Here is a 2909-nt window from a genome sequence, read left to right as displayed (position 1 = left end):
CCTCAATTTCTTGCAATCCTCGCTACGGACGCTTAAGTCCGACAGGCTGCTAGTCGTTGAAAAACTGCTGCTCAATCATTTCCACAGCAGGGCAAAAGATCTCTTCCTCCATTTCATTATCGCACTCTTCCCTCAGCGCCCCCATCATCGTCGACCTGACCACGTCCATTACCATTGTGCGCTTGTAGAGAGGCAGACTGCTTGCATAGCCCAGAGCAAACTGCTTGAACGGGTTCACTATGCAGTCATAGACTGGCCCGCAATCAACCCCCTCCCGGGTGCGAGCGGTCATAATCATTTCCGCCAAAGAGGCCGACCACGCCTCAAGATCTTCACCCACCTTGATGGGTCTACCAAAATCTTCAGCACTATCCGCCAGGTCGACCAGGTAAATCCGATCGGACTCTAGATCATAGATTTCATTTCTGCCATTTCGATCCGGCAGATGTAAACGGACCACCCTGCCCAACATTTCAGCACTGTTTTTAGCAGGCTGCTTTGGATCAAGATGGGACAGGGCCAATACCTGTCCATAACGGTAAAAAATCCTGCTTAGCAAAGTTTTCTGCCCGGTACTCAAGAGATAAGCAGAGTGAAGGTAGTGTCGATATAAGGTTCCTATGCTTTGACCCGTTACCAGAGGATAACTCACGATGTAATGCTGCCTACGATTAAGCATAAAGGTAGCAGCGCGATCGGGAAGCACTAGTTCTGCGTTCACCTTGGCCAACCAACGGTAACGGGGGAGGTTTTTTTTCAGCAGCCATTCGTATTCAAACCGTATCTGGTCACACTCAGAACAATCTTCTCGAACGATCTTTACAAACCAGCGCATACCATCGAACAAAGCAGTGTAAGCCTGATCAATCTGACCGCCTTCGGTAGTGATTTTTTTAAAGTCTTGACCCCTACCCTCAAACAGCCGGTCTATGGCCTCTTCATAGGTTTTCAGTTCAGAGAAGTCCGGCACTTTTGGTAATTCCGCAAATTCACCTCGGGCGAGATGACTTAGGATCAACATCAGGATCAAAAAGAAAGATCGACAAACAGTCACGTTCAAAAGCCTCTGGTAGCTTGATAACCGTTTTATCGACCCTTAACCCCACTATTTAATAAGTCAGTCCAGCCAGAGCAACAGAATAACACTGCTTATAATCAGAGCCATCCCACAGTACTCTCGAAGCGAATGCTTTTCCCTGAACAGACGGGTAGAGATGATCAGCGCAAAAAAGAATTCAACCTGCCCCAGCGTTTTGACCAGCGCCGGGTTTTGCAGACTTAAGGCTGTGAACCAACCAATGGACCCCAACAGACTCAAAAACCCGACGGCGCCGCTTAACTTCCATTGCTGAATGAGCTTTCCCAGAGTTTTAGGCTCCTTGATCCAGATAAAGCCACCCAGAATGACTGTTTGCATTGAAATTGTGGCGGTCAGTGTATAGGCCGAAGCCACAAGCGGATCAATACCCAACGCCAAACTCGCCTGCCTGACCCAGAGAGTGGTCAAAGCTAAACAGAACCCTGCGGCGAGACCAAAAGCGGCAGATACCGAAAACAGGGAACGCCATCCTTTCTCGGGTCCGAGTGGATTCAAAAAGATCAACCCGATCATCCCCAGCAGAACACTGACCCATCCCGCCCAGCTGAGCACCTGGGAATAAACAATGGCACCCAGCACAGCAACCAGAACCGTCTCAGACTTGGAATAAATAACCCCAATAGCAAAGTTTCTCAGCTGAAAGAGTTTGATGATGAAAGTGGTAGCAGCTATCTGGACCAATCCTGCTCCCAGGCTATAGAGCAGAAAAGTAGAAGATATTTCGGGCAGAAGAGTATCCCGCCAGTGCAGTTGCAGATAAAGATAAACCCAAACCAACGGAAGCGCGAAAGCATACCGGGCAAATGTGGTACCCCAGACACTGACACGCTCAGAAAGTGTTTTTTGCCCTGCTGAGCGAAATGCCTGAGCAACGGCAGCCATCAAAGTCAGCCATATCCAGGTAGACACTGCTTTTCTCCTCCCTGAAAAAGATAAAGCACCCAAGTATAGCCATTGGATTTAAAGAAATAAGTTTACGGGAAACCATTGAGAGGCATTCCAAAACCCTATTATTGATTAATGAGATTTCGGAACAGAAGATTCAGTAGCGCAGCTGGTCGAATTGAATCCTTGCTGCCAGCAATTCTGCCAGAGCTTCCAGACCTTTTTGGTCTTCTTCATCAAAACGGGAAGTGATCGGACTGTCGATATCCAGAACTGCTTTCACCTCACCCTCTTCACAAAAAGGGATCACAATCTCGCTCTGACTGGCTGAGTCACAGGCAATGTGGCCGGGAAATGCTTTTACATCATCCACCACTTGGGTGGTTTGCTCTCGGGCAGCGGAACCACAGACTCCCCGGCCAAAGGGGATGCGAACGCAAGCAGGATTCCCCATGAACGGTCCCAACACCAGCTGATTGTCCCTGGCGATGTAAAACCCAGCCCAGTTTACTTCAGCCATGGTCGTAAATAGCAGGCTGGCAACATTGGCGAGATTGGCCAGGGTATCGGTTTCACCCTCGGTCAATGCCTTTGCCCGGGCCATCAGAATGCGATAGAAGCTGGCTTTGTCCTCAGGCATCTCAACGACGTCAAACATATATGCACTCATCCAGAAACAGCCCGGTATAGCTGTTAGTCAATAGCATAAGGATCATAACTCCTGTCAATGCCCTGATGATATTCGGCTCACTCCTCAATGCTTCTTCCTTCAGCCTCAAACGTTTGTTTGACAAAGCTCAATGCTGCATCGATACCTGCTACCTACTGAAAAAGTTGCGATGGCGTTGAAGTTACACCTGCTCTCCCGTTGGACTAGCAGCCTGTCGGACTTAAGCGTCCGTAGCGAGGATTGCAAGAAATTGAG

At 48.9% G+C, this 2909-nt stretch carries 3 protein-coding genes; all 3 read right to left on the bottom strand.

Translation table 11 applies throughout. The features are described 5' to 3' along the window. Nucleotides 1-49: 49 nt before the first annotated feature. Nucleotides 50-970, bottom strand: coding sequence for a hypothetical protein (locus KDK19_RS08830; protein ID WP_257291762.1), 921 nt, complete (start codon nt 968-970; stop codon nt 50-52). A gap of 147 nt (nt 971-1117) precedes the next feature. Next, a complete protein-coding gene (locus KDK19_RS08825) occupies nt 1118-2008 on the bottom strand; it encodes a DMT family transporter (RefSeq protein ID WP_257280526.1) in 891 nt (296 codons plus the stop codon). A 133-nt stretch (nt 2009-2141) separates the two neighbouring features. Beyond that, on the bottom strand, nt 2142-2654 hold the full coding sequence (locus KDK19_RS08820) for a GAF domain-containing protein (protein WP_257280525.1): 513 nt from the start codon (nt 2652-2654) through the stop codon (nt 2142-2144). Between the last annotated feature and the right edge of the window lie 255 nt (nt 2655-2909).

Origin of the sequence: Endozoicomonas sp. ONNA1, assembly GCF_024606325.1 — a bacterium.
Classification (GTDB): domain Bacteria; phylum Pseudomonadota; class Gammaproteobacteria; order Pseudomonadales; family Endozoicomonadaceae; genus Endozoicomonas_A.
The sequence above is the reverse complement of the archived record's forward strand: the minus strand, read 5'-3'. Positions and strand labels throughout refer to the sequence as shown.